At 36.4% G+C, this 24167-nt stretch carries 26 protein-coding genes and 1 other annotated feature; of the genes, 4 read left to right on the forward strand and 22 right to left on the reverse strand.

All coding sequences use genetic code 11. The annotated features are described in order from the left end of the window. Window positions 1–11: 11 nt before the first annotated feature. Entirely contained in the window at window positions 12–1541 is a 1530-nt protein-coding gene (gene nadB, locus QUF93_RS23280) for an L-aspartate oxidase (RefSeq protein ID WP_289360334.1), read from the reverse strand. Between the two features lie 153 nt (window positions 1542–1694). Here nadB and QUF93_RS23285 point away from each other — a divergent pair, with 153 nt between their 5' ends. The 3 genes from QUF93_RS23285 to QUF93_RS23295 all read left to right on the forward strand — a co-directional run bounded on the left by QUF93_RS23285 (window position 1695) and on the right by QUF93_RS23295 (window position 4265). Next, a complete protein-coding gene (locus QUF93_RS23285; protein WP_289360335.1) occupies window positions 1695–2837 on the forward strand; it encodes an IscS subfamily cysteine desulfurase in 1143 nt (380 codons plus the stop codon). Next, window positions 2837–3379, forward strand: a complete 543-nt coding sequence (locus tag QUF93_RS23290; RefSeq protein ID WP_002122754.1) for a transcription repressor NadR — start codon at window positions 2837–2839, stop codon at window positions 3377–3379. Before QUF93_RS23285 ends, QUF93_RS23290 begins: the two co-directional genes overlap by 1 nt. A gap of 238 nt (window positions 3380–3617) precedes the next feature. Then, window positions 3618–4265, forward strand: a complete 648-nt coding sequence (locus QUF93_RS23295) for an MOSC domain-containing protein (protein WP_289360336.1) — start codon at window positions 3618–3620, stop codon at window positions 4263–4265. Window positions 4266–4295: 30 nt separating this feature from the next. Here the strand turns inward: QUF93_RS23295 and QUF93_RS23300 are convergent, their stop codons facing one another. From QUF93_RS23300 to radC, 21 genes are all read right to left on the reverse strand, one after another. Next, entirely contained in the window at window positions 4296–4799 is a 504-nt protein-coding gene (locus tag QUF93_RS23300; protein WP_289360337.1) for a GNAT family N-acetyltransferase, read from the reverse strand. A gap of 21 nt (window positions 4800–4820) precedes the next feature. After that, a complete protein-coding gene (gene pheA, locus QUF93_RS23305) occupies window positions 4821–5672 on the reverse strand; it encodes a prephenate dehydratase (protein WP_016086147.1) in 852 nt (283 codons plus the stop codon). Between the two features lie 98 nt (window positions 5673–5770). After that, a complete protein-coding gene (locus QUF93_RS23310) occupies window positions 5771–7684 on the reverse strand; it encodes an ABC transporter permease (RefSeq protein WP_289360338.1) in 1914 nt (637 codons plus the stop codon). Between the two features lie 49 nt (window positions 7685–7733). Continuing rightward, window positions 7734–9656 (reverse strand): ABC transporter permease, encoded by a 1923-nt coding sequence (locus tag QUF93_RS23315; protein WP_289360339.1) that lies wholly within the window; start codon window positions 9654–9656, stop codon window positions 7734–7736. Beyond that, window positions 9631–10407 (reverse strand): ABC transporter ATP-binding protein, encoded by a 777-nt coding sequence (locus QUF93_RS23320; RefSeq protein ID WP_000114521.1) that lies wholly within the window; start codon window positions 10405–10407, stop codon window positions 9631–9633. The genes QUF93_RS23315 and QUF93_RS23320 overlap by 26 nt, the downstream gene beginning before the upstream one ends. A 93-nt stretch (window positions 10408–10500) precedes the next feature. Beyond that, window positions 10501–11583, reverse strand: a complete 1083-nt coding sequence (locus QUF93_RS23325) for a HAMP domain-containing histidine kinase (RefSeq protein ID WP_033712037.1) — start codon at window positions 11581–11583, stop codon at window positions 10501–10503. Beyond that, entirely contained in the window at window positions 11573–12280 is a 708-nt protein-coding gene (locus QUF93_RS23330) for a response regulator transcription factor (RefSeq protein ID WP_289375823.1), read from the reverse strand. Before QUF93_RS23330 ends, QUF93_RS23325 begins: the two co-directional genes overlap by 11 nt. Window positions 12281–12417: 137 nt before the next feature. After that, window positions 12418–13701 (reverse strand): GTPase ObgE, encoded by a 1284-nt coding sequence (gene obgE, locus QUF93_RS23335; protein WP_098384434.1) that lies wholly within the window; start codon window positions 13699–13701, stop codon window positions 12418–12420. Continuing rightward, window positions 13701–14249 (reverse strand): sporulation initiation phosphotransferase B, encoded by a 549-nt coding sequence (locus QUF93_RS23340; RefSeq protein WP_088097873.1) that lies wholly within the window; start codon window positions 14247–14249, stop codon window positions 13701–13703. Before QUF93_RS23340 ends, obgE begins: the two co-directional genes overlap by 1 nt. A gap of 63 nt (window positions 14250–14312) precedes the next feature. Then, window positions 14313–14603 (reverse strand): 50S ribosomal protein L27, encoded by a 291-nt coding sequence (rpmA, locus tag QUF93_RS23345; protein WP_000944957.1) that lies wholly within the window; start codon window positions 14601–14603, stop codon window positions 14313–14315. 3 nt (window positions 14604–14606) lie between these two features. Then, a complete protein-coding gene (locus QUF93_RS23350) occupies window positions 14607–14951 on the reverse strand; it encodes a ribosomal-processing cysteine protease Prp (RefSeq protein ID WP_002112038.1) in 345 nt (114 codons plus the stop codon). A gap of 11 nt (window positions 14952–14962) precedes the next feature. After that, window positions 14963–15271, reverse strand: a complete 309-nt coding sequence (rplU, locus tag QUF93_RS23355; protein WP_000270907.1) for a 50S ribosomal protein L21 — start codon at window positions 15269–15271, stop codon at window positions 14963–14965. A 14-nt stretch (window positions 15272–15285) separates the two neighbouring features. Further along, window positions 15286–15364: a sequence feature (ribosomal protein L21 leader region), on the reverse strand. 77 nt (window positions 15365–15441) lie between these two features. After that, a complete protein-coding gene (locus QUF93_RS23360) occupies window positions 15442–16830 on the reverse strand; it encodes an Rne/Rng family ribonuclease (RefSeq protein ID WP_289360341.1) in 1389 nt (462 codons plus the stop codon). A gap of 63 nt (window positions 16831–16893) precedes the next feature. Beyond that, window positions 16894–17754, reverse strand: coding sequence for a M50 family metallopeptidase (locus QUF93_RS23365; protein WP_289360342.1), 861 nt, complete (start codon window positions 17752–17754; stop codon window positions 16894–16896). Further along, window positions 17747–18493, reverse strand: coding sequence for a M23 family metallopeptidase (locus tag QUF93_RS23370; RefSeq protein WP_002122777.1), 747 nt, complete (start codon window positions 18491–18493; stop codon window positions 17747–17749). The genes QUF93_RS23365 and QUF93_RS23370 overlap by 8 nt, the downstream gene beginning before the upstream one ends. A 133-nt stretch (window positions 18494–18626) precedes the next feature. Beyond that, entirely contained in the window at window positions 18627–19424 is a 798-nt protein-coding gene (gene minD / locus QUF93_RS23375; protein ID WP_000503308.1) for a septum site-determining protein MinD, read from the reverse strand. A gap of 2 nt (window positions 19425–19426) precedes the next feature. Continuing rightward, the gene (gene minC / locus QUF93_RS23380) at window positions 19427–20113 is read right to left on the reverse strand and encodes a septum site-determining protein MinC (protein WP_002122778.1); all 687 of its coding nucleotides are present in this window, start codon (window positions 20111–20113) and stop codon (window positions 19427–19429) included. 35 nt (window positions 20114–20148) lie between these two features. After that, entirely contained in the window at window positions 20149–20694 is a 546-nt protein-coding gene (gene mreD, locus QUF93_RS23385; RefSeq protein WP_289360344.1) for a rod shape-determining protein MreD, read from the reverse strand. Between the two features lie 14 nt (window positions 20695–20708). Then, complete coding sequence (gene mreC, locus QUF93_RS23390; protein WP_128280832.1) at window positions 20709–21560, reverse strand: rod shape-determining protein MreC; 852 nt, start codon at window positions 21558–21560, stop codon at window positions 20709–20711. Window positions 21561–21601: 41 nt separating this feature from the next. Then, complete coding sequence (mreB, locus tag QUF93_RS23395; protein ID WP_000466738.1) at window positions 21602–22621, reverse strand: cell shape-determining protein MreB; 1020 nt, start codon at window positions 22619–22621, stop codon at window positions 21602–21604. Between the two features lie 157 nt (window positions 22622–22778). Further along, window positions 22779–23111, reverse strand: a complete 333-nt coding sequence (radC, locus tag QUF93_RS23400) for a RadC family protein (RefSeq protein WP_016100577.1) — start codon at window positions 23109–23111, stop codon at window positions 22779–22781. Between the two features lie 178 nt (window positions 23112–23289). On the opposite strand from radC, the gene QUF93_RS23405 reads away from it, so the two are divergent. Continuing rightward, on the forward strand, window positions 23290–24120 hold the full coding sequence (locus tag QUF93_RS23405; protein WP_078176373.1) for a cytosolic protein: 831 nt from the start codon (window positions 23290–23292) through the stop codon (window positions 24118–24120). Window positions 24121–24167 lie beyond the last annotated feature (47 nt).

Raw genomic sequence — 24167 nt, forward strand, 5'->3', positions numbered from 1 at the left:
TCTTCCCCTTATTAAACAAGTTGTAATTTTCTTCTCACTCGAATAATCTCTTTTTTCACGCTATTTTTTTCTGGATAATCAATGCGATAATGACCACCAATACTGTCTTCTCTTTGCAAAGCTGATACTGTTATAAGCTCACAAACTGTTAACATATTAATTAGCGTTATCTCTTCATTTGTAAGTGCATCATATTGTAATATCATATTTCGCACACCGTACCTACTAAACCATCTCTGAGCATATAATAAATTTTTCTCAGTTCGCACAATCCCAACATGCTTCATCATGTATTCTTGTATTTCTTCTTTCAACGGTAAATCATTAAGAGATATAAAACTTTTCCCTCTCTCTTCCAGCACATTTTTTCTTTCCTCTGCTGGTCTAGCTAAAATGTGTTTTCCTATTCGTCCTCCAAACACAAGACCTTCTAATAATGAATTACTCGCCAATCTGTTCGCACCATGAACCCCATTACACGCCACTTCACCGACTGCATATAAGTTTGAAATGGACGTCTCTCCGTTACAATTCGTCTTCACGCCGCCCATATGAAAATGAGCACCAGGCACGACCGGAATAAGGTTCCCTTTTAAATCAACGCCATTCTTTTTACATAATGATGAGACGGTCGGAAAACGTTGTTCAAAGTTTTGAATAGTTTCGATGTTTAAATACACTGTTTCACCCGCAAGAAGTTGTTCATGAATAGCCCTTGCCACTACATCACGCGGTGCGAGATCTTTCCCAGGATGTATACCCACCATAAAACGCTGTCCTTTTGCATTTATAAGGACAGCTCCTTCACCACGGACTGCTTCAGAAACGAGACCACAACATCGCCCGTCCACATATAACATTGTCGGATGAAATTGTACAAATTCTAAATCAACAAGTTCTCCTCCAGCTCGATATATCATCGCAAGTCCATCGCCTGTAATTGTCTCATCATTCGACGTAAAGGCGTACAAACCACCAATTCCTCCTGATGCTAACACCGTATTATCAGCATAGTAACGCTTCAGCTTCCCTTCACTATTTCGCGTTAAAGCTCCTATGCATTTATTATTTTCTATAATAAAATCGAGCACCATTTCATGCTCAACGACAGTAACGTTCGGAACTACTTCTTGTATTAAATGCTCTAATAAATTTTTACCAGTTGCATCTCCTCCCGCATGTAAAATACGCCGTTTTCGATGCGCTCCTTCTTTACCAAGGTGGAGCCCTTTTTCATCTCCATCAAATTTCATTCCATTTGTAATAAGCTTACTTATTTCTTTCGGCCCCTCTTCAACTAAATAACGAACTGCTTCTTCGTTGTTATAATGGCAACCTGCCACTAATGTATCTTCAAAATGCCCACTCGGATCGTCATATGTAGCAACAGCTGCTGCAATTCCTCCTTGAGCTAAATGTGTATTGTTATTACGTCCTGTTTTTTTTGTGATAATTATCACATTCTTTTCGTGACAAAGCTCTTTCGCAACACGAAGCGCCGCAACGCCACTTCCAATAATCAAGACATCTGCACTTGGCATAATTGTTGCCTCCTACTTTACACTTTTCAACTGTCTTGACACCTATATTTACATAGTTTTAAAATAATGACAAGAGTTTTTTTACAATTCTTATTTTCACTACCATTCTAAAAACGAAAACAAATGTCACTCTTACTGAAGAGAGGAAATTACATGATGATATATCTAGATTATGCAGCGACAACACCTATGAGCGAAGAAGCTTTAGAAACATATATACAAGCGACAAAAACATATTTCGGAAATGAACAAAGTTTACACGATATCGGCGGAAGCGCATCATCTTTATTACAAGTTTGTAGAGAAACATTTGCAGAAATGATTGGGGGTAAGGAACAAGGTGTATTCTTTACAAGCGGCGGTTCAGAATCTAACTACCTTGCGATTCAATCCCTTCTAAATGCTAGAAATGGAAAGCACATTATTACGACACCTATGGAACACGCATCGATTCGAAGTTATTTTCACTCCTTACAATTGCAAGGCTATACTATTACTGAGATTCCTGTTGATAAAAGCGGGATAATTCATTTAGTAGATTTAGAAGCAGCTATTACGGAAAATACTGTTCTAGCAAGTATACAGCATGGAAACTCTGAAATCGGGACCGTTCAAAATATTGCAGAGATCGGAGCACTTTTAAAAAAATATAATGTTTTATTTCATTCGGATTGTGTTCAAACGTTTGGTAAACTTCCAATAGACGTTACAGCGATGGAGATTGATAGTCTCTCTGTTTCAGCCCATAAAATATACGGACCAAAAGGAGTTGGAGCTTGCTATATAAATCCGCAAGTTCGCTGGGAACAAATATTCCCTGGAACTTCTCATGAAAAAGGCTTTCGCCCTGGTACAGTGAACGTTCCTGGAATCGCTGCTTTTTTAACAGCCGCAGAGCATATATTAAAGAATCAAAAGGAAGAGAGCTTTCGTTTTAAACAATTACGATCTTATTTTTTAGAGCAATTACAAACACTTCCTCTAGAAATTGAAGTGAAAGGACATTCTACTTCTTGTTTACCACATATTATTGGGGTTACAATAAAAGGAATAGAAGGTCAGTACACAATGTTAGAATGTAACCGTCGTGGTATAGCCATTTCAACTGGAAGTGCTTGCCAAGTCGGTAAACAAGACCCTTCAAAAACAATGCTTGCAATTGGAAAAACGTATGAAGAAGCAAAACAATATGTCCGCTTTTCTTTCGGACATCACACAACGAAAGAACAAATTGATACAACTATTCATGCACTACACACAATTGGAAATCAATTTTATAGAGGTGTTAAATCATAATGAAACAAAATGATCAAAAAAAGATTTTAGGCGAAGAAAGACGACAACTCATCCTCGAGTGGCTTCTTGCTGCAAATGAACCGTTATCAGGAAATGAGCTATCTAAAAAGACAAACGTAAGTAGGCAAGTTATCGTTCAAGACATTTCCTTACTAAAAGCACGAAATGAACCAATTATTGCGACTGCACAAGGGTATTTATATTTAAAACCACAAACAAGGCAACAAGCTTTTGAACGCGTAATCGTATGCCAACATAAACCGGCAGAAGTACGTCAAGAACTTACCATGTTAGTTGACCACGGCGTTACGATTAAAGACGTAAAAGTTGAGCATCCTGTATACGGCGACTTAACAGCATCGATTATGGTAAGTAATCGCTTTGATGTAGAGCAATATTTACAAAAAATCGAAAACACAAACGCTTCCTATCTTTCGCAACTAACAGATGGTATTCACTTACATACAATTGAAGCAGATTCTAAGGAGAAATTAGATGCTGCTTGTGATGCACTAGATCGCGCTGGATTTCTCGTTTATTAATGTAAAGCACAGAGTTTTTATCCCGCATTAACGGGCAGTAAGACTCCCACCTCAAAATCCGGCTGAAGCAAGGTAGTTAGGTGGGAGTCGGGCTGCCCGTAAACGCCCGATTGGTGAGGGCTGATAATCAGTGGGGGATGAACAGAACCCCCACTGATTAAAGTTTCGCTTTATCATTCTCTGTGCTTTTATTTTTTAAATGATATAATATTGTAATTAATTGCAAAGGAGGTCAAATATGGGAATTGAACTCATTCACTTTAGCACTGGTAAACCGAAACAAATGAAATATGGCGAAGATAAAGAAATGATAACAGGTATATGTAAAGATCCTACAGAAGAGGCTTTTCTCTCAAAAGACGGATTCCGTGGTGATGATGTAGCGGACTTAAAACATCATGGCGGGCCTGATCGTGCCGTTTGTGTGTATCCATATGAACATTACGCACTATGGGAAGAGGAATTTCAAACAACGCTTCCAGCTTCCACATTTGGTGAAAACATTACCGTAACAAATATGTTAGAGCGCGATGTTTGCATCGGAGATACATATCAACTAGGCGAAGCAATCATTCAAGTAACACAAGCTCGCGTACCTTGTAGCACAATTTCAAAGCGCCTTGGCATTCCTGGCATTTTGCCACGCATTGTAGCAACCGGATATACCGGCTACTTATGCCGTGTTCTTCAAGAAGGTATTGTGCGTAAAGATTCTAAAATTACATTACTAGAGCGTCAACCGAGCAATGTTTCTGTTCTTTTCTCTAATGAAATCTATTTCCATAATAGAAAAGATAGAGATGGCCTTGAAAAAGTTCTTGCTGTCCCAGAACTAGCCGATCTTTGGCGTAGTCAGTTAGAGGATCGTCTTGCGAAGTTAAAATAAAAAATCCCGCCTTCTGCAGGTGGGATTTTATTAATCTATCAAAATTTCATCTCTTGCTTCAATAGAATAGACAGCTTGCTCTGCCCCAAACCGATAATATGTTTGAATTAACTTCATACGTAACCTTTCTAAAAGTTTACGCGAAGGTATATTAGCCATTTGTGTTACTGCAATTACTTTTGATAGTTGTAATTCATGAAAAGCATAACGGATTACCTCTTGAGCGACTTCCGTTGCATATCCAACTCTCCAAAACATCGGCAAAAATTGATAGGATATTTCAATCTCTTGATTCACATCATTTGGATCGAGTGATACTACTCCAATGAATGTTTTTGTTTTCTTTTCTCTAACAATCCAATACCAACAGTTTTCTTCTGGGGATAACATATCATTGAAAACACCCCTAATTGTCTCCGCTTTCCGCGGTCCACCAAGATATTTTCTCACTTCTTCATTTAAATATAGTTCTTTTATATTTTCGTAATCTAATTCATGAACTGTATTTAATAAACAACGTTTCGTTTCAAGCAAGTTTAACAGCCCCCTTACTTTTTACAACCAATAAGAAGAATAACTCCCAAGCACCGTAACAGAAAAACCAAGTGCTTCAAGTTCCATCGTTACGCCTGGCAATAATACGTCATCGTATGCTTTATCGACATCGATTAGGAAAAAGTAATTTCCAAGACCTGTTTTCATCGGACGCGATTCGATTTTTGATAAGTTTAATTTTCTCCATGCGAAAGCTGATAACACTTGATATAGCGCTCCTGCATAATCTGCAGGTAACGTTATCATAAGCGTCGTTTTCTCCCCGCGATTTTCTCCGTTATTTGGGAGTACTGCTTTCTTTTTCTTATGCAGCACAAGGAAACGTGTATGATTGTTTTTATGCGTATGAATACCACTTCTTACAATTGCTAATCCGTATTTTTCTGCTGCTGCTTCGTTTGCAATAGCGGCGATTTTTTCTTCAGGATGTTCTTTCACATATTGTGCTGCAGCACTTGTTGATGTCATATCTCGAACGGTTACCCCTTTTAATTCTTCATTTAAAAACTTATGACATTGTGCAATAGCATGCGGATGAGAATGTACTGCATATACTTCTTCCCACACTTCTGCATACTGCGGATGTACGAGTAAATGTTGCTGAATCGGTACTGTAATTTCCCCTACAATAGAAAGCGGCTGCTCATGTACAAGGTAATCAACCGTTATATTTACCGAACCTTCAATCGCATTTTCTAGCGGTACAACTGCGAAATCTACATTTTCATTTGCAGCTGCATCTATACAATCTGGAATCGTTCGATACGGTACATGCTCTGCTTCCGGAAAAAAACGACTCACCGCCATATTTGTAAATGTTGCCTCTGGTCCTAAATATCCTACTCGAATCATCGTCTTTTCCCTCTCTTTTTCGTTTTCTTACTGTTATACCATAATTTTTTATATTCTTCTATGTAAATTTCGAATATTTAAAAAAAGACTAGTTTGCACTAGTCTATATGTTTTCTATATTCTCTTTGAGCGAAGAAGAAATAAATGATGCATGCAGCAATGTAAAACAGTATGAATAAGCCTACTTTTCTTAATGAACCGTCCATAAAGACAGTATTATGAAACGTATATAACGCAACTGCACTATGCATACTTCCTACTATAATAGGCGCAAAAAATAGCATACATAATTGCCAACGAGAAATCTTCCACACTTCATCCTTCGTCATTCCAAGTTTGGAGAGTGCCCCGTATTGCTTTCGATCCGATGCAATATTATGAAACCATTTAAAATATACGATACTACATGAAGTAAAAAAGAATAATATACTAATAAATGAGCCTACAAATAGAGTGATATCACCGAACTCTTTCATATTCACATATAACTCCATATTACTTCGAAATGCATCATTTGTATCTTGTTTCATATGTTTCCGTAAATCTGCATTTAATTCCTTCGTATTTTCGATATTTGGTAATATGTAGCCTCTATATATCATTTTTTCAGAATCCGGAATTGTATTTGCTATACTTTCAAAATCTTCATCATTCATGACGAAAAAAAGGCCATTAATGTGCGAAGGGTGATAGTTAAATTGTACCCCTTCTTTCTGACCGTTAAATGCGAAGGGATGCGTTTGATTCATTACTTGTAATTGAATCTCTTTTTGATCATATACATTCGGATGGTTACGCTTATTATAATAAACAAGTGTAACTGTTCCTTTTTTAGGATGATACGTTTTCTGCTTTTGTTTTCTTGCCTCTTGATTGTATTCACTTTCCTTTATAAGCGGTGCTACCTCTGTTTCTCCCTTATTGGACTGAAAAGATGCATACACCCCAACAAAGCTCATAGATTGAAAATCATCATACCCATATTGATGCAGTAATTTTTCAACTGCACCTTCCTCAAAGACTTCATGAGCAGAAGTACCTTTTTCTATGTACGAAAACGAGTGTACTCCTCCGTCCCGCCACATATCTTGCATGCCAGTGAAATATAAAAATACAGTACCTGTCGCCGTAACTACAAACGTCGTTGCCATAGACAACAGAAAGAAAAAGCGACCATTTTCCTTCATTCGATGTGACAATTGATTCACTATAAATAAATACGGATATGTATACATAATTTTTTTATTTCTCTTTATCACTTCTAATATTTGTGTAACGCCATGTGTAAATGAGAAATATGTTCCAAGAGAAATTAATATAACAACCGGAAAAAAGTATAATGCTATCGTTGTCATCGTCACTTGTAGCGCTAACGCATATCCTGTTCCTAAACAAGCAAAGCCGAATATGCAAAGCCACTTTGATGTTTTCCGCTTTTTTTTATCCGTTCGAAATTCTTTCAATAATCGAATGATTTTTATATTCCATATACGTAAAGCACTTATAAAAGATAAGACAATAAATACGACCATATATGTAACAAACGTTACAGTGATCGCTTTTACGTCAAATATGACAGGGAGTTCTTTCGGAAGGCGAAGTAACATACTAAATACCATAAAAAAGAGTTTTAAAAAAATCATACCAAGCCCAATACCGAAAATATTAGCAAATATCCCGATCAACATTTGTTCGGCCATAATCACTCCTATTACGTTAGACTTCGTTGCGCCCATTAACATATATAACCCTAATTCTTTCTTACGTGCTTCTATGAAAATAGAAGTAGAATACAAAATAAATACGACGAAAAAAGAAATAATTATAACATTACATATGATAAGTCCCCAGCGTACGTTTTGATACCACATCGTTTCTTGCATGTATGGATGTACAATAACAGACATGTATGCAAAGGACGCAAATATTGCAAAACAACTACTTAAGAAAAACACTTTATAATTACGCCAATTTCCCTTTATATTTTGCAGCGCTAATTGCCGAATGTTCATCTATCGTCCTCCTGTAACTTACTACATAGGCAAAAAGCTAGAGGTTTCCCTAGCTTTTTACGTGTTTTAAATATCCTCTTTGCGCGATCATAAAGTAAATGGCAGAAGCTAAAATGTATGCTCCAATTACAATCGCACCTGATTTCCACAAATCGATATAAAGCATTTTCCCTAACGTATGAAGGGCAAATCCACTATGAATCGCACCAATCAAAATTGGGATAAAGAAGATAACGCCCATTTGTCGAATCGCAATTTTACGTATTTCTTTATCTGTCATACCAATTCTCTTTAACGATTTAAACTGAATACGATCTTGTTCTTTATCATTAAACCATTTAAAGTATGTCATACTACAAGCGAAGAAGAAGAACAGTACTGCTACGAAGAAACCGATGAACATTGTAATTGCTCCTGCTTCTCTTATATTTTTATAAGCAAGCACTGAGCTTTTCAATTCTCCTTGCTTTTCTGGTGCAATTTCCTTTTTCAAATCTAGCACAAGCTCTTCTGTACTTTTCCAATCTTCAATATAATAACCATAATATTTCGTCTTTTCTTCATCTGGTACGAGCTTTGCATATTTCTCAAAATCTTGATCATTCACAATGAGATAATTGTCATCATTAAACACCGAATATGAAGTTGGTTCATTTAGCTGAACAAACTGTTTTTGGCCATTCATTGTAACTTCATATGGCTTCGTACGATCTATCTTCACTAAATCATTCGTCATATCACTCATGATCATCGTCGCACTACCTGGTGCATTATGAACTTCGCTAATTTCTTCCCTTTTTTGTTTACGCACTTCCACATTATATACTTTCTCTGAAATAATTGCAGTTGGTACTTCATGCTCACTGTTAAAAAACGTTACCTTCTGCGTTGCAGGTAGTTTTACAAAATTTAATTCTCGTGCATCTTCAAATCCATGTTTTTTTACAATTTCTTTTACTGTATCTTCATTAATAATGTTATGCGTATTTACTCCCTTTTCCTCATATGAAATAGCATGAGGCGTAATATCTACCGTTTTCGCACTCATATTTTCATAATATACATAAAGCGTACCAACTGCTGAGGAAACAACCGCCGTAATGATAGAAATGACAAATAGAAAACGAGCATTATCTTTCATTTTGTAAATAAGATTGCTAAGGACGAACATGTTTGGATATGTATAAAATGATTGTTTTCTTTTTTGCAACGCTTTTAATATGACTGTACTACCTTGTGTAAACAGTAAATATGTTCCGCCAATTGTCAGCCCTACAATCGGTAAAAAATACATCATGAAATTCATAATTGTTACTTGGAAACAAAGGACATATGCAGCAATGATACATCCTATACCTGCTACACATAACCATGTAAATGCAAAAGGCTCCACTTTTTGTTTTCTTGCTTCTCTTAACAAATCAATAATTTGTAAGCGTCCTACTGTCCAAACACTAAACAATGATAGGATTAAAAAGAGGATACAGTATATGCCAGCTGTAATAAGAACTGCTTTTCCATTCCATACAAGCGGAAGTGTTTTATCTATTTTCAACAATACACTTAATGCTTGGAAGAAAAGTTTTGAGCAAAGCATTCCAACGCCAATACCTACTACAATAGCAATACTACCTAACATCAATTGTTCTAATATAATCATTCTGCCAAGTTGAGATTTCGTTCCGCCTATTAACGTTAATAGACCAAATTCTTTTTTTCTTGCTCGTAAAAACGTTGAATTCGCATATAAAATAAAGAGTGCCGAGAAGATGACTACAATATAATTCATCGATTCTAATCCTTTTGTAATCATCGTCTTCATACTAATATTACCGCTTACGACATCTGGATGATAAATGAAGGAAGCATACATGAAAAATACGACAATCGATAAACAACTACTAATAAGAAACGCTTTATAATTACGCCAATTTCCTTTTACGTTATTAAGCGCGAGCTGGCGAAAGTTCATGATATTCTCCTCCTAGCATCGCAAGTACGTCCAAAATTTCTTGGAAAAAGGCTTGCTTCGTTCTTCCTTTATGTATTTCCGAGAAAATTTCTCCATCGCGAATGAAGAGGATGCGTTCACAATAACTAGCAGCTACTGGATCGTGCGTTACCATTGCAATTGTCACTTTCTTTTGCTCATGTAAATCTTGAAGTGCTCCCATTAATGATTTAGCTGACTTAGAATCTAAGTTTCCAGTTGGCTCATCCGCTAAAATTAACGTCGGTTCATGAATGATCGCCCTTGCAGCAGCTGCACGTTGTTGTTGTCCTCCTGATACTTCGTATACTTTTTTATTTAAAATTTCTTCGATGTTTAAAAACTTCGCAATTTCCAGTACTTTCGCATCAATTTCTTTTACAGATTTCTTCGCCATTACAAGCGGCAAAATAATATTTTCTTTAATCGATAACGTATCAAGTAAGTTGAAATCTTGGAAGATGAACCCTAAATGTGTACGGCGAAACTCTGCTAATTTTGCAGCACGCATTTGATTAATTTCTTCTCCATTTACAAGTACATGACCTGAAGTTTGCTTATCAATTGTTGCTAATAAATTTAAAAGTGTTGTTTTTCCGCTTCCTGAAGGACCCATAATTCCTACAAATTCGCCTTCTTCTATTTTAAAATTTATATCATGCAAAGCAGTCGTCGCTACTGAACCTTTCGATTGATACACCTTTGTTAACCCTTTTACTTCAAGAACACTCATTTCTAATCCCCCTATGTGTTTTCTTCTTACATTTACTATAAGAAAAATAAGAAAAAGAAACGAGTGATTTCCCTTACAAAACGTTTTGTTATCTTACAGTTTTGTCATTTTTCTCATTAATGTATGATATTCTTCATCTTTTGCAAATTGGAACGTAAATGTTGTCCCTTCCCCTTCAGTTGATTGTACATAAATTCCATGATGTAAATTATCACAAATTTCTTTCGTAATATATAAGCCCATTCCAGTCGCTTCTCTCGTTTTACGACCATTTATTCCCGTAAAGAACGGATCAAATATACGCTTTACATCTTGCTCTGGAATACCAATTCCATTATCCCTAATATGTAGTAATACCTTTTGATCCTTCTCTTCAATTTGAAATTGAATTTCTTTTTTCTCTGTTTCTGAAATTTTCGTATACTTAATTGCATTCACAACAATTTGGCTCATGGCGATACTAAACCACTTTCTATCAGACGCAATCATACAAGTCTCTTCTTCAAACATCAGTTTCGGAAATACAGAAGATTGAATGAACGACTTTCGATTTTCATTAATAATATCTCGAATGACATCTATAACATTTACTACTTCTACTTTATAATCTTTCGAAAACTGATCTAACCTTGCCATATGTAACGCTAAATCTAAACCATTTAAAATACGGTTATTTTCTTCACGAATACTTTCAATCGTTCTCCTTGCTTCACGGTGTTCCTTACCATATTTCTGTAACAATAATTCAATAACGGATACTGGTGTTTTCATTTGATGGATCCATTGGTTCATAAAAATCATTTGCTGTTGCTCTTTCGCATGCTGTTTATGAACTTCATTCATATATTGCTGTCTTAGCAACGTAAAAGACTCAACGACCATCTCTTGCTCTGCCGTATACGAAGTATCAATAAGTAAAGAATCATGTAATGTATGTCCACCGGCAATATACTGTTCTATTCTCTTTAAAAACACACTTCGTTTTCGGTAATCGTAAATAAGGTATACACTAAACACAACTGTCCCTAATAAAAGTCCGTATAACCATGTACTCCAGTCCAGCGAACGCTTTTCTAAAAGGCTTTGTAACTGCAATACGAGCCCAAATAAACAAAGGCTTATAATGTAAGAAAGGATTAAGGAAAAACGGTCTATGAGGTAATTTTTAACCTTCATGCCCTTCGCCCCACTCTGTAAGAAGCGCATAACCGTACCCACGCTTTGTGACAATTGCATTTTCAATACCTAACTCCTCTAATTTCTTCCTTACACGCTTTACATTCACAGTTAATGTATTATCATCAACAAAAGCTACTTCATCCCATAGAGCTTCTAACAGCTCTTCGCGTGTCACATATTGATTCGCTTGTTTCATTAAACATTCTAATAAATAAAATTCATTTTTTGTAAGTTCAGTTTGTTGACCTTCCCACTCTACTGTGTGCTGTGATGGGAATAATAACAATCCATTAACACCTAAACAATCACTTTCTGCGGCCAAAGCATACTCACCATATCCACGGCGAAGTGCACTCTTAACTTTTGCCATTACGATGTCTAAATGGAATGGTTTTGTAATATAATCATCCCCGCCATTCTCAATCGCCATTACTTGATCCATTTCCCCTGTTCTTGCAGAGACAAAAATAATTGGTGCATTCGATACTGTGCGAATTTGGCGACACCAATAGAAACCATCAAAGTACGGTAAATTAATATCGAGTAACACTAGATGTGGATTTACTTTTACAAACTCATCTTTTATATGACGTAAATCACTTACTCTAAATGATTGATAACCATACCTTTCTAAATGCTCCTCTAATATTCCCGCTATTTTTTCATCGTCTTCTACAATTAATATTTTATACATGTTCATTTTCTCCCCATAAGAAATTCTTCCAAAACCACTCCTTGTTCTATTATAAATTGAAAATTTAATTAGTGGGTATTTTTTCCTATACGAATCAGACATTTACAATAAAAAAAGACTGCCATATTTCGGCAGTCTTAATCGATAAATTCAAATTGATATTCAAGAATTTTTACAATATCTCCGTCTACTGCACCACGTGCACGAAGGGCTTCATCAATACCCATTCCACGCATTTGACGAGCAAATCGGCGTACAGATTCATCACGTGAGAAGTCTGTCATTTTGAATGTTTTCTCAATATCATAACCAGAAATAACAAATGTGCCATCACTTTCGCGTGTAATTTCAAAATTAGATTCAGATTCAAATTTGTACATTACACTTGCTTCAGATTCTTCTACATCATCATACATTGGGAATTCTGGTGTTGTTTCTAATAAGTTCGCTACTTCAAATAGTAAGTCACGAACACCTTGTTTCGTTACAGCTGAGATTGGGAAGATTTTTACTTCGTCTCCCACTTTCTCTTTAAATGCTTGTAAGTTTTCTTCTGCATCTGGCATATCCATTTTGTTTGCTACAACAACTTGTGGACGCTCTGTTAAACGCATATTGTATTCTTTTAATTCATTATTGATTGTGACATAATCTTCATATGGCTCACGGCCTTCTAAACCAGACATATCAATAACGTGCACGATTACACGTGTACGTTCGATATGACGTAAGAATTGGTGTCCAAGTCCAACGCCGGAGTGTGCGCCTTCAATTAGTCCAGGAAGGTCAGCCATAACGAAGCTGCGGTTATCACCTGTTTCAACAACACCAAGATTTGGAACGATTGTTGTAAAGTGATACTCTGCAATTTTCGGACGCGCTGATGATACAACAGATAATAATGTAGATTTACCTACACTTGGGAATCCAACAAGTCCAACATCTGCTAGCACTTTAAGTTCTAGCGTGACATCACGTTCTTGACCTGGTTCTCCGTTCTCAGCGATTTCTGGCGCTGGGTTCGTCGGTGTTGCGAAACGTGAGTTACCGCGGCCACCGCGGCCACCTTTTGCGATTACAGCTGTTTGTTCATGCGTTACTAAATCGGCAAGTATTTCACCTGTTTTTTCATCTTTTACTATTGTTCCTGGTGGAACCTTTACGATTAAATCTTCAGATTTACGACCGTGCTGACCTTTACTCATTCCGTGCTGACCACGATCAGCTTTGAAATGACGTTGGTAGCGGAAGTCCATTAATGTACGTAAGCCTTCCTCAACAACAAAAACAACATCTGCACCTTTACCACCGTCGCCACCTGCTGGGCCACCTTTAGGTACATACTTCTCACGACGATACGCAACCATTCCGTTACCACCGTCGCCGCCTTTTACATATATCTTGACCTGATCTACAAACATTATTTCACCACACTTTTTTCAATTGGTTGTAATATAACTGAGACTTCTTCGTCTCGTACTGTATAAGAAATGGAATACCATTTATTGTTTTGGTTCGCAAGCCAATTCTGTAGTTCTTCTACACTCGTTAGCTTACCACGAAAATCAAAAAAGAAACGAGCATTCTCCGCGTCACATTCAATTGTGATACAAACATAATTTTCAACATATACGTCTAAACTATGCTGAAGTATTGAGAAAAATTGATTCGTCCATATACATACAGTCTCATCTAAGTGAGATAAGTTATGTAAATTCCCTAATACTTCGTACTCCAATAAGCACGGCTGCTGTTTCCAATTATATGTTAAAATCCACTCTGAAAATAAAGGCATTGATAGCCCTATCAGATTGGATTCTTGTCTCGCTTCTTGGACAAAACGATCGATGAGACTATGAATCTCTTCCACTTTTCCAAGTGAAAGGTTTCCTTTCACCATCTGCATACGATTGAGCCAATCATGTCTTGAATGACGCAATGCATCTATAATTGTCCATTTTTCATTCATTTAGATACCCCTTAATATAGAAAAACTCTAACCTGCACTCAGGTTAGAGTTTTCCGTGAGTTCTTATGCTTCTTGAGCAACAGGATATACGCTCACTTGTTTGCGGTCACGGCCAAGACGCTCAAAGCGTACTACGCCGTCAACTTTCGCGTATAAAGTGTCATCGCCACCACGACCAACGTTAACACCTGGATAAATTTTTGTACCGCGTTGACGGTAAAGAATTGAACCACCTGAAACCGTTTGACCATCTGCGCGTTTAGCACCAAGACGTTTTGACTGAGAGTCACGACCGTTCTTTGTACTACCTACACCTTTCTTAGATGCGAAAAACTGAAGATCTAATCTTAACATACGTTACACCTCCTGCACTTTTTCTATTAAACGGATATACTTTCCGTAATCAAGTTCAATCGTCTTAAGCGAAACAACCAATCCTTCTAAAAGTATCTGTGCTTTTTCTGCTGCATGAACGTCTAAATCATTAGGCAATTCATACGTTAAGAATCCGCCATCACTTCCGAGTTCAATAGTTGCTTGCACATTACAAAGTTCTTCCACTGCATTTATAGAACCAAACACAACCGCTGTAGTTCCAGCACAGACAAGGTCTTGTCCATGTGGCGCATAATTGGCATGTCCAGTCATTTTAAATGATTGGATACTTCCTAGTTTCGTGCGACTTATCGTAATCTTAATCATCTTAACCAGAATTAAGCGTTGATAGCTTCAACAACTAGCTTAGTGTAAGGTTGACGATGACCTTGTTTCTTACGATTGTTCTTTTTCGCTTTGTATTTGAAAACGATGATTTTCTTAGCGCGACCTTGTTTTTCAACTTTCGCAGTAACTGTTGCACCTTCTACAACTGGGCTACCAACTTTCACGTTTTCGCCACCAACGAAAAGAACTTTGTCAAAAGTAACAGTTTCACCAGCTTCAACATCTAATTTTTCAATGTAGATTGCTTGACCAGCTTCAACTTTAATTTGTTTTCCACCTGTTTCGATAATTGCGTACATACTTGCACCTCCTCTTAATTACTAAGACTCGCCAAAAACGAGGTAGACATAAAATGTCTTTAAGGAACCTGTCTTGTGCGGTTGTAGCATATAGCAGTTTAGGTGCTATAAACTATAACATAAAGATGTTACCATGAATCATTGCCTATTGTCAATGAATGTTCTGCTAACTATTTTTTCCGTTCTACAATTTCTTTCTTACTTCCAAAACGGATAATAGCGTATTTTTCGATAATATCATCTTTGAAATAAATTTCAAATGGAATATTTTTTTGTAATTCTTTTTGTAAAAATATTTTTTGTACTTTTTTTGAAGCACCAATCAATACAGCTTCATCCTCTATATTACCATAAGTAATAAGCTCTCTCTCTAGCTCATACGCAATTGTTTCATTAGATATAACGTAACCTGTCGCTTTACAAGGCGCACACTCTTCTAATAATACGTCACGTAACGAATGTTTCTTGCGCTTACGCGTCATTTCTAAAATTCCTAATTCCGTAAATCCAAGCGCTCTCGTATATGTACGATCATCTTGTAAAGCTATCATTAAACGCTCTCTTACCTTCTCTTTATCTTCCCGTCTTTTCATATTAATAAAATCAATTAATATCATACCACCAATATCACGGAGTCTTAATTGACGTGCAATCTCTTCGGCAGCCATTTCATTTGTGCGAAGTACCGTATCTTGTAAATTTTGTTTTCCAGTAAACTTACCCGTATTCACATCAATTACAGTCATCGTCTCCATTTGTTCCACAATTAGATAGGCACCATTTGGTAGCCACACAATTTTTTGAAGTGCTTTCTCGATTTCACGCTCTATTCCAAAATGATTAAACATCGAAGATTTTTCATTATAAAAGGTTACTCTTTCTTTACCTACTTTTTCTTCTAATTCTTTCACTACACTTCTCGTATCTACAACTACTTTTTCAATCGTTTCAATTGGGTTCTCCTGGAATACACGATCTAAAAACGTCGCTGGTCGATGAAGTAGCAAAGGCGCCTTCCCTTGATCTTCTTTTCTTTTTACTTCTTCATATAACTGCTGCAGCCCTTGCATTTCAGCTTGTATTTCATCGATTGTCCCTTTTTCAGAAGCAGAACGGAAAATGTATCCACCCGTTCCTTCCACTTCAATTTCGAGTAACTGTTGTCTTCTTTTATTATTTTTTATTTTCCGAGAAACAGCGCGCATTTCATCATATGGCATATAAACGACATACTTCCCAGTAAATTCTATCTTCGCCGTTAATTTTGGCCCTTTCGTATCAATTGCCTCTTTCACAACTTGTACAAGTATCGCCTGTCCTTCATGTACGCGATATGAAGATGGTACATCATCGTATGAAAGATATGCATGTTTCTCTAACCCGATATTTACAAAGGCTGCGTTCATTCCAGCAATTGTTCTTACGATACGGCCAACATAAATATGTCCGACAATTTCCTGCTCTTCATTCCGTTTCCATAAAAGCTCGACAACTTTTTGCTTCTCTTCTATCGCAACACGCTTTTCCGAACCAGTATAATTAATATATAACGTCTTCAAAATTCTTTCCTCACTTTTCACTTCTTTTCCTTACAATATAAAAGGTTAGTGTCATCGTCAACACTAACCAATTAATTCTTCAACAGATGAGGTTGTTCGTTTTTCAGCAAAATACGCATACAACAATTCATTTTCGTCCAATGTGTAATGCTCTTTATATTTTCCATGGACGATAATAGAGTGTTTATATCCTCTACGAAATTTTGTGAAAATCGTATACAAGCGATCTTCTGTGTTCACCTCAATAGATGCAATCTTTTCAATATCTCTTTTATTCCCATAATAACGTTCTAATAAAAAACGCATAAATGCGTAACGTCTTTGTTTCCATTCTTGATATAAAGAAATCGCTAGAAAAACGAGTAATACCCACATCATAATGTTATTACTATTCCAAAGTAACTGCCATCCTAATATTACACTAAAAAAAACACATGACAATTTCATCATCTTTTCATGTGCTTGTAAATAAGGAAAACGATATGATAATACATTAAATAATACTTTTCCGCCATCAAGTGGCCAAATAGGCAATAAATTAAACCCTAAAATAATGACATTATTCCATACAAAGAAATGGTACAAATCATCAGTTACCCATCCCGTTTGATACAAAACATAAGCGACCGCAATCATCCATATATGCTGAATCGGCCCAGCTATAACAACAATTAATTCTTCTTTTAATGATTTATTCCCATGCTCTTCCATTTCAACCACGCCACCAAACGGCAAAAGCTGAATTTGTTTAATACGCCAATTATAATATACAGCGGCAAAAGCATGCCCTAGTTCATGAACTAAAACGATACAAAATAGTAATAGTAACTCTTTAAAACGTGCTGTAAAAATACCAATAACGATAATAACCCAAAACAATGGATGTACTGTAATTTTCGTTAAAACATCTCTATATTTAATCAAATGAAATCACCTGAATAGGATCAATAAATTTTTCATTCTTTTTCATCGCAAAATAAAATTTACCGTTTTTATTATTTTCATCACTATTCACCGTTCCGATTTTTTGTTTTTTCGAAACGTAATCATATAACTTCACTGACATATCGTTTAAATTTCCGTACCAAGACTCCGTGCCATCAGCGTGCTGAATCTGAACTGTATTTCCAAGTTCCTCTTTCTTGCCCGCAAAAACAACTATACCTTCATTTACTGACTCCACCGTTGCATTTGTAGCCGTTTGAACAAATACACCTTGACCATTTTTTTGAAATCCTTGCATCACCTTTCCAGAGGCAGGAATCGCATAATCCTTTTGCTGAATAGCCTCTTCTTTTTTCTCATTTGGAGAAAAGAACACGAGAGGTTTTCCAAACTGTTTTTCATACCATTTCGATATAGTAGCAAATTGAAATTCTTCTTGCATAACTTTTTCTGTAACAGCTCTAGTACCATCAAAAGAAGAAGGTGCGTTCTTAAATAAAATAGCAACTGAAAGAACTAATATTGCTGATAGCAAAACTTTGAAGAGAAAAACTTCTTTTCGAAATAGAGGATGAATTCCCTTCTCCCCCTCTTCAATAAAGACCGTTTCGCTATCAAAATCTCCTCCCGCAAAATACCGCTCTTCCTCCATCCTTTCTTGTTCTGCTTTCCTTTTCGCAATCCGCTTTTTAATTTCTTCCACACGTCTATTCTTCATACTGTCTCCTTTCTTTCGTTAGCCTTATTCAAATAGAAACAGTTATATACAGTTTGTACATATGTATGAGTTATAGAAGGAAGATATTCATGCGAAGAAAAAAGAAAGCACTCCGCATTTATGCGAAGTGCTTTTAACGGATTCCAAAGAAATTTTTCATCTTTGTAAATACCGATACTTTTTCTTGTTCAAATGCTTGTAATGGTACATTCTCACCTAATAAGCGTCTTGCGATATTACGATAAGCTATTGCTGCTTTCCCGCTCGGTTGCAACGCTACAGGCTCACCTGTATTCGTAGCACGAATAACTTCATCATCATCCTCGACAACTCCAAGAAGCTCGATTGACAATGTACGTACAATTTCATCAACATCTAACATATCCTGTTCATGAAGCATATGACTACGCACACGGTTAATGACAAGTTTCGGTGGTTCAATATCCTCTTTCTCTAAAAGCCCGATAATACGATCCGCATCACGCATTGAGGATACTTCTGGTGTTGTTACAACGATTGCTTTATCCGCACCTGCTACAGCATTTTTAAATCCCTGCTCAATCCCCGCAGGACAATCAATTAATATGTAATCATAATCTTGACGTAATACTTGTATTAATTCATCCATTTGTTCAGGTGTTACCGCCGATTTATCGCTCGTTTGTGCTGCAGGTAATAAATAAAGATCATCAAAACGCTTATCTTTAATAAGAGCCTGAGGTAAACGACAACGCCCTTCAACGACATCAACAAGATCAAATACAATACGATTTTCCAGCCCCATTACTACGTCTAAATTGCGTAAACCGATATCTGTATCAATTAAACACACTTTTTTTCCAGATAACGCAAGGGCTGTACCAATGTTCGCAGACGTTGTAGTTTTACCTACTCCGCCTTTTCCAGATGTAATTACTATTGCCTCTCCCACAGCTATACAATTCCCCTTTCTAACTTTGTTAAATTAGGTCTAAGATGAGTGAGAAGTTGCAGGCGATCGACAACAATGTGATTGTTCTCATTAATGTACGCACATTCTGCCGCCTCCGCTCCGTCTTCTTTCTCTTCCGGAGCCCGCATTGTCACATCACTAATTCGGAGTTGCATAGGGTTCATAATAGATGCAGCAATAACAGCTTCTGAATCTCCATCATACCCCGCATGTGCAATTCCTCTTAATGATCCCACGACAAAAATATTCCCCCCAGCGATAACCGTTCCGCCTGGATTAACATCTCCAATTAATAATAAATTCCCTTTTACATGTAACACTTGTCCAGAGCGAACAATTTTGGAAATAGGGACAATTTCTGTTTCTTCTTTCCAAGCTATTGCTTCTGCTTTTGTTATAACATCACTTTCAATTGATTCCACAACAAGGTTCTTCTTATTGCGAATTAACGTACGAATCTCTTCTTGTTGTACTTCTGTTAAATAGCGATTTCCTACTTTAACACGCACTTCAATTAAAGAACGTCCGTCACCCTCATAGTAATGTGTAGAAAGTTTTTCATCCAATTCTTTTAGTAGTTCAGAGAATGAACAGCAATCATCTAAATGAAGTATTATTCCATCTTTTGTCCCTTTTATCGTTACATTTTGTTGCTTTTTTTCTTCCACTAAAGTTCACCCCACCGATTCAATTCGACATAAAATTAGAAAATCCTTTTTTCTTTTTCTTCCATCGCTTTTGAAAGACGCACTAAATATCGTCTAAGTGGGAAACAAACTATTAATAAGAAAATTCCATTTAGCAATAAAGTAGCAAGGAGACGATCTGTGAAAAAGACAGACGCTGACATGTGAGTACGTCCTAACAAAGTTAAAAACCCATACACATAATACTCTAATGCTGCAATGCTAGCTAATACGATAGAAACAACAATAAATAAATTCAATTGCAATACCTTCATCGCACTATAAACTAAATAAGCTACAATCGGATAAGCAAATATATATATTCCGACCAGTTCTGTGTATACGGTATCAAATAAGAAACCAAATAATAGTCCGTAGTAGATCCCCTGAATCGGACTATTATACACTGTAATAAAACATAACACAATTATAAAGAAATGCGGTGCTGCTATACTGTCTTTCCAAAAAACTTCGGTTGGAACAACAGTAGAGAACATGTTTTCAAATAAAAAAACAAAAAGGAGCAAAAGAGGAAGAGCTGCTCTTTTTAAAATCTTCATCATCTCTTCTTCCCCTCCTATTCTAACGGCGCCGAAGGCGTCTCACGTTTAGCAACCGTAATATGCTCCACGTCATTTAAATCAGCAGCAGGTTTTACATAAGCTGTTTTTGTTAAACCGTATGGATCTGGCTGAACATCAACGATTTTTCCAATTACAAGACCTTTCGGGAAAATATCACCAAGTCCAGATGTTACAACTAGTTGATCTTTTGCTACCGGTGCATCTGAGCCAATCTTTGTGAAAAGAAGCAATTGTTTTTCTTTATCGTAGCCTTCAATCAATCCAAAGATTTTTTCTTGTCCTTGTACAATAGCAGAAACACGGTTTGTTCGACTCATAGAACTTAACAACTCTACTGATGATGTAAACTGAGATACACTTTTCACTCGTCCAACTAAACCTTGTGAAGTTATTACAGCCATATCTTTTTTAATTCCTTGCTGTGCCCCTTTATCAATTCCAATTAAATCGTACCATTTATCTGGATTACGAGAAACAACAGTAGCTGGAATTTCAGTATAATCGCTCATTAGCTCTGTTTTACCAGTTAACTCTTGTAGTTTCTTTTTATCATCTTCTAATTGTTTTACTTTTCCTGATAGGTCTGCATAATTATCTAATTTTGCTTTTAATTCTTTATTCTCTTCATACGTGCGCTTTACATCTTCTACGTTTTCGAAGAATCCGGCAACATAATTCGCTGGCTTTTGGAATACACGTTCTACAACACCAACAGTATCTTTTATAAACTGCTCTGGCCATGTTAAACTGTTCCGTTCTTTCAATGAGATTCCAATCAATGCCACGAGAAGAATAATACTAACTAACAAAACAATTAATCTTTTGTTTAAGAAAAACTGTGGCACGTTCACACCCTCTTAATTTCATTGATTTTTATTTTGCAATATTATCGAGCAGCAGTTTTGAAAAGATCGATATTGTCTAATGCTTTACCCGTTCCAATTGCTACGCAGTCTAATGGGTTCTCTGCAACAAGAACTGGCATATTTGTTTCTTCACTAATAACCTTATCTAAGTTACGTAGTAATGCCCCGCCACCTGTTAATACGATACCACGGTCCATAATATCCGCTGCTAATTCAGGTGGAGTTTTTTCTAACGTATTTTTAACTGATTCTACGATTGCATCTACTGTATCTTTTAATGCATCTGCAATTTCTTCTGGTTGAATTAGTACTGTTTTTGGTAAACCACTTACTAAATCACGACCGCGAATTTCCATAGGCTCGATACCTTCTGGCTCGCCCGCAGAACCGATTTCTAATTTTAGTGCTTCTGCTGTTCTTTCACCGATCATTAAGTTATAGCTCTTCTTAATGTACTGAATGATTGAATCGTCCATATCATCACCAGCAACACGAACTGATTGACTTGTTACAATACCACCTAAAGAAATAATTGCAACTTCTGTTGTACCACCACCGATATCAACAACCATACTACCAGTCGGCTCCCAAACAGGTAAGTTTGCACCAATTGCTGCTGCAAATGGTTCTTCGATTGGATAAGCATCACGAGCACCAGCTTGACGAGTCGCATCGATTACCGCACGTCTTTCTACAGCTGTAATACCAGATGGTACACATACCATTACGTATGGTTTACGTGAGAAGAATCCATTTGATTTTTGAGCTTGTTGAATGTAGTATTTCATCATTGTTGCTGTTGTTTCATAATCAGCAATTACACCATCTTTCATAGGGCGAAGTGCCACTACGTTTCCTGGTGTACGACCAATCATTTGTTTTGCATCGCTACCTACCGCAACGATTTGTTTCGTATCAGTTTGTAATGCTACTACTGAAGGTTCACGTAAAACTACACCTTTTCCTTTCACATATACAAGCGTGTTCGCTGTTCCTAAGTCAATTCCAAGATCGCGAGTAAATCCACCAAATCCAAACATATCATTTATCTTCCCTTCTTATTTTCACGGACTCATTTTTCTTACTTTATATTTATAAAAACAGTACGTTTTTTATATCTGTATCCTTCTTGTAGATAATTTTCTACAAAAAACTCATAAATCACATTATAAAACAAAATAGGTAAAAAGAATAGTCTTAAATATGACCTTTTTCCTTTAAACTCACGAATTTATGGTCACCTATTATGATATGATCAAGCACTTCAATTCCAATAATTCGACCACATTCTACTAGTCGTTTTGTAACTTCAATATCTTCACGGCTCGGCGCCGGATCTCCTGAGGGATGGTTATGAAGACATATAATAGAGGCTGCCGCCCGACGGAACGCTTCTTTAAAAACTTCCCTTGGGTGCACAATCGATGTATTTAAACTTCCAATAAAAATCGTTTGCCTATGTATAACTTGATTTTTCGTATTCAAATATAAACATGTAAAGTTCTCGCAAATACGAAAAATTAAAAACAAAAGAGCACAACGTGTATAAGTAGTGCTACCAACACTCTTATACCGTCTGCCTAATCGCACTAGGCAAACACTTGCTGTACCCTCATGAATTATTTTATATCATGTAGGGTCTATTAAGCAACGTTTGTCACAAAATGGCTACGTTGCTTTTTTGTTTCCACAAAGGAGACATATATAAATGAAAGAACGTATCGATGTTGTCGCAAATAAAGAATCCTTCCACAACTTATCATCATTTATAGAATTGGAAGAAATGAATAAAACTATTCGTACATACAGAGACACTATTCGTATGTCTATTAAACGTACCGACGTACAATCTAAACTCATTACATTACTTGAAATTTTAAAACGTCACAGCTGCAAATATGTAGGCGTTAGTTTCCTATGCAAAAATTCAATTGCAAATATGATGGAAGTTTCATATAAAACTGTACAACGTTTAATGAAGAAACTTGTGGATCTAGAGATGGTTAAACAAGTAGCAATGAAGCGTACAAAAGATATGCTTCAAACTTCTAATGCTATTATCATTCAACCAATTGTGGAAGAAGTGTCCGACAAGGTAGTGGTAAAAAGTCCTACAAAGTGTCCTACCATTAAAACAACCCCTGTTTCCTTAAAACAAAATATAAAAGATAAAAACAAACGTAATAGTAATGAGAATATCACTACACCTGAAGAAAAAATTAAAGAAGCTGATTTTGTTGCTCACTGGGTACCAGAACGTTTTATTTCTTTAACTAGCTCTTTTTACAGTGAATCTAAAACGATTCAAGAACTGTGGAAGGTCGTAAGACAGTGTAATAAAGTTACAAACTTCTCTACTGGTGATAAAGCATTCACTAAAGACCAGGAGCTTGCTATCGGCTTACAAGCCATCAAAGAGTTTGTTATGAAAATTAAATCTGGAGCAAAAATGAAGAAGGGTAAATTCGCTTATTTCAACGGGATTATAAATAACCTAATGGACAAGTTCTACTTTGATAAAGAATTTATGGGAATGTAATATTTACAGCATTCCCCTTAGACTGGTAATATTTACTTATTAAGGGG

It is taken from the genome of Bacillus hominis, from assembly GCF_030348325.1.
GTDB classification, from domain to species: domain Bacteria; phylum Bacillota; class Bacilli; order Bacillales; family Bacillaceae_G; genus Bacillus_A; species Bacillus_A hominis.